At 61.6% G+C, this 1,418-nt stretch carries 1 protein-coding gene; it reads right to left on the bottom strand.

Annotation, left to right across the window (positions count from 1 at the left end; genetic code table 11):
* Positions 1–67: 67 nt before the first annotated feature.
* Positions 68–1,264, bottom strand: a complete 1,197-nt coding sequence (locus tag QUA74_RS29750; protein WP_333336367.1) for an IS256 family transposase — start codon at positions 1,262–1,264, stop codon at positions 68–70.
* Positions 1,265–1,418 lie beyond the last annotated feature (154 nt).

Here is a 1,418-nt window from a genome sequence, read left to right as displayed (position 1 = left end):
GATCGTGTCCCAGGAGGTGGTGTAGCTTCGGCAGTCGCCGTGCCTTCCGGACAGAGCCGGGAATGGGTCAGCTTGCCGCTGGCAGGCTGATGAGAGGATCATCGCTCATTGTGGCGATGGTCTCAAGCGTCATGTAGCGGGAACGTTGCACAGCCCATTCATCGTTCTGTTCGAGGAGCAACGCGCCGACGAGGCGGACGATAGCCTCGTCGTTTGGGAAGATACCGACGACCTCTGTGCGACGCTTGATCTCGCCGTTGAGGCGTTCGATCGGGTTGGTCGAATGAAGCTTGGTCCAGTGCGTTTTGGGAAAGGTCATGTAGGCGAGCACATCCTGTTCGGCATTATCCATCAGCGTGGCGAGTTTCGGCACCTTGGGCCTGATCTGGTCGGCGACATTACGCCATTGGGTGCTTGCAGCCTCTGGGGTGTCCTGGGCAAAGGCGGTGGCGATGAAGGCGGAGACGACGCGCCGTCCGCTCTTTCCGGCATGGGCCAAGGCATTGCGCATGAAGTGGACCCTGCAGCGCTGCCAGGTAGCGGAGAGCACCTTCGACACGGCCGCCTTGATCCCCTCATGCGCATCGGAGACAGCAAGCTTGACGCCGCGCAGGCCCCGTCTGGTCAGCTTTCGAAGAAACTCAGTCCAGATCGCTTCGGCCTCGGATGTGCCGATCTCCATACCGAGCACTTCGCGTCGGCCGTCGGTGTTGACGCCCACCGCAATGATGACGGCGACGGAGACGATCCGGCCACCGCGCCGGACCTTCAGATAGGTGGCATCGATCCACAGATAGGGCCATTCCCCTTCGATAGGCCTGTCGAGGAAGGCCTTCACCTTATCGTCGATCTCCTCGCAGAGCCGGGATACCTGGCTCTTGGAGATGCCCGACATGCCCATGGCCTTGACGAGGTCATCGACGGATCGGGTCGAGACGCCTTGGATATAGGCCTCCTGGATCACCGCCGTCAGAGCCTTCTCGGCCATCCGGCGCGGCTCAAGGAAGCTCGGGAAATAGCTGCCTGTGCGAAGCTTCGGAATGCGCAACTCGACGGTGCCCGCTCGCGTCTCCCAGTCCCGGTCGCGATAACCGTTGCGCTGGGCCAGTCGGAAGCCATTCTTCTCGCCATAACCCGCGCCGGTCTTCGTCCCGACCTCCAGCGCCATCAGCTTCTCGGCAGCAAAGCCGATCATATCCCGCAGCAAATCGGCGTCGGCGCTCTTCTCAACGAGTGAGCGCAGGTTCATCATGTCGTCGGTCATCAGTGGTGTCCTTCAGGTTGGTCTTGAACAACCCGACCCTACCGGAAAACACTGGTGACCACCGCTACGCCGCCCGCTCCCTACAGCACTATGGAAGGTGCGCTTGCGAGCGGCTTCGCTATCGCCCAGCTACACCACTCGGCGGGACACGATC

Origin of the sequence: Microcoleus sp. LAD1_D3 (assembly GCF_036702135.1) — a bacterium.
Lineage (GTDB): Bacteria > Cyanobacteriota > Cyanobacteriia > Cyanobacteriales > Microcoleaceae > Microcoleus.
Note: the sequence above shows the minus strand (reverse complement) of the source record. Positions and strands in the feature narration are given on the sequence as shown.